2 protein-coding genes are annotated in these 2,817 nt (G+C 68.8%); one reads left to right on the plus strand and one right to left on the minus strand.

Annotated features, from left to right (window positions below):
- Positions 1-343: 343 nt before the first annotated feature.
- Positions 344-1,258: a metallophosphoesterase gene (locus VD972_RS19350; protein WP_324989106.1), complete on the plus strand. Its 915-nt coding sequence runs from the start codon at positions 344-346 to the stop codon at positions 1,256-1,258.
- Here the strand turns inward: VD972_RS19350 and VD972_RS19355 are convergent.
- A partial coding sequence (locus VD972_RS19355) for a TonB-dependent receptor (RefSeq protein WP_324989108.1) occupies positions 1,252-2,817 on the minus strand: 1,566 nt, incomplete at its 5' end. The genes VD972_RS19350 and VD972_RS19355 overlap by 7 nt on opposite strands.

Raw genomic sequence — 2,817 nt, forward strand, 5'->3', positions numbered from 1 at the left:
ACGGTGCGCCCGGCGATGCTCTACGTCCTCACGGATGCGGGGCTCACCGTGCTGCGCGGCCACTGAGCCAGGCATTCCTCACAGGAAGACGGCGGGGGAGGGTGTCCACACACACCCTCCCCTGTTTGCTTTGGCGTCGCCTTCCTGCCTGCCCCCCCTCAAGTCGAGCAGCCCAGGGGCACCAGCGAGCGCGCGGCGAAGGAATTTCCATAGGGGCTTCGGACTTTTTCTCCACCGACGCTCTGGATGCTCGTGGGGTAAGCGGGTCCGTTCCCCCACCTTCATTCATGTGGGATCTCTTCTCTAGAATCCGCAGCTCTACACCGCCCCCGGAAGGAACCGCATGCGCCTGAGACTCTCCCGACGCCTCGCTCTCCGCGCCGCGAGCCCGGCGCCTGTCGCGAAGGGTCGCAGCCGCCTGGCCCTGGCCCGGAATGAGGTGGTGGCGAGGGGTGAGGAGGATCCGCTCCGCTCCGAGCTCCGGCTGCGCTGGCGCGATCACTTCGCGCTCAACGAGTACGAGCTCCATGTGCCCGGGCTGCACCCGGCCCATGACGGGCTGCGCGTGGCCCAGCTCTCGGACATCCACGTGGGGCAGGCCACCTCGGATGTGCGCATCCGCCGCGCGGTGATGGCGGTGAACGCCTCGGCGCCGGACCTGGTGTTCCTCACGGGCGACTACGTGACGCACAGCCCCAAGCCGCTGCCACGCGTGCGCGAGGTGCTCTCAGGGCTCACCGGCCCTGTCTTCGTGGTGCTGGGCAACCATGACCACTGGGTGAACGCGCCCTACCTGCGCGAGGGCTTCGAGCGGCTGGGCTACACGGTGCTGCAGAACGAGCACCGGACGGTGCACGTGCGCGGAGCTCCCGCGGCCATCCTGGGCGTGGACGATGGGCGCACCGGGCGCGATGACGTGGAGTCCACCTTCCGGGGCGCGCCCACCTCTGGCACGCGGCTGGTGCTGGCGCACACGCCGCCCACGGTGGAGAAGCTGCCGGCCTACGCAGGGCTGGTGCAGTTCTCCGGGCACACGCACGGCGGCCAGTTCTGGGTGCGCGGCCTCACCGAGGCCCTCTTCCGCCGCGCCGGCCAGCCCTACATCCGCGGGCATTACACGGTGCGGGGCAACCAGCTCTACGTGAACCAGGGGCTGGGCTTCGGCTTCGGCGGGCCGTACCTCCGGCGCGGCACCGAGCCAGAGGTGGCCTTCTTCACCCTGCGCGCCGCCTCCGCCGTCCAGGCCGTGGCTCAGTAGCGCCCCTTCAGCCCCATGATGGGCAGCACGACGGGGAGCCCGATCGGCTCCTTCGTCAGCTGCGAGCCCGTGGGACCGAAGCTGCTGTAGTTGAACCCGACCACCTCCTTGCTGATGCTCACGTTCAGCATGTCCAGGTACACCTCGAGCGCGAACGTCTCGTAGGCCCACGCCTTCGACAGCCGCACGTCGAAGCGGAAGAAGGCCGGCAGCCGATCCACCTGGTCTCGATCCACCGGGATCCAGTCGGGGAACGTGGCGCCATCCGGGGACCTCCGGAGGCCCTCGCGCTGGGTCTGGCCGCCGAGCCCTGTCTCCGGACGTCCCGTGTTGAAGTGCAGCACCCCGCCCAGCGTGATGTTGTTGGCGAACTTGTAGCTGATGACGAGGTTGAGGATGTGCGTCTGGTCGAACACGAAGGGCAGGTTCTTCGCGTCGACGTTGATGGGCTCCCCAAAATCATTGTAGCGGATGAAGCGCGTGTACCGCGTGCTGCGCTGCAGCGAGTACGAGAGCCAGCCGAACCAGTTTCCTCCCAGCGGGCGACGGAGCAGCAGCTCCATGCCGTACGCCAGGCCGTGGCTGGCCAGGTTCGGCAGCTCCGGCCGCTCCTCTTCGACTTGCATGGCCTGCACCCGTGACCGGGGCCACCCCTCCGGCCCGGTGACCGGGGAGGTGTCATCCACGTCGTCGGTGAGGGTCTCGTCCGCGAAGGGCGTGAGTTCCACGGTGCGCACCATCGGGTTGACATAGAAGTCCAGGCCCACCTCGAAGGACCTCGGAGCCTTCCACTCCGCTCCCACGGAGAACTGGAGCGCCTCCTGCAACCCTTGATCGAGCCCCGCGATGTCCACCACCGGGATGCTGATGAGCGTGGTGGGCGCCTGGTGGAACAGGCCCGCGCCGGCCTTGAGCGTCAGATCCTCGCGGAGCTTGTAGCGCGCGGTGAGCCGCGGCTCGATCGCGACGTGGTTGATGCCGCCCGTCAGGTGGTAGTTGTCCACGCGCAGGCCTGGCACCACCATCCACCGGTCGTCCGGCTGCCACAGCAGCTCCCCCCACGCCCCCGCGAAGACCCCGACCGCCAGGGCGTTGAAGCTCACCTCGGTGCTGCCGCCGCCATCGAACGGGTCCTCCACCGTGGAGAGCGAGACATCCGCGACCTTGCGATCGATATCCGCGCCACTGCGCAGGAACAGCCGCTCGGAGAGCCTCGCCTCGTAGGCCGCCCGCACCGCCAGCGTCCCCTGATCGATGTGGAAGCCCGTCTCGTCTCCGGTGGTCTCGCTGACCACCGAGAGCCGATCAAATCCCCACGTCACCCCTGTCTCCAGCTCACCGGGCCCTACGGGCCGACGGTCCCGGAGGTCCAGCCGGTGGAAGAGGATGGTCTGCAGCGCCGTGGTGCCCAGCGCGTCCTGCGCCCGCGTGCCGAACGTGTCCGAGGAGCCGAACGCGAACAGGCGCAGCCTCCCGTCGCCCAGTTCCTGCTCCACGCGCGCCTGGTAGTCCCAGAAGTCCAGGACGATCTTGTCGTTCTTCCGGCCCGGCGGCGGCGG

It is taken from the genome of Hyalangium sp. (assembly GCF_035629615.1).
Lineage (GTDB): Bacteria > Myxococcota > Myxococcia > Myxococcales > Myxococcaceae > Hyalangium.

Excerpts from the sequence above, each read along its gene's own strand:
- VD972_RS19350 (WP_324989106.1), top strand. The coding sequence starts at position 344 with ATGCGCCTGAGACTCTCCCGACGCCTCGCTCTCCGCGCCGCGAGCCCG.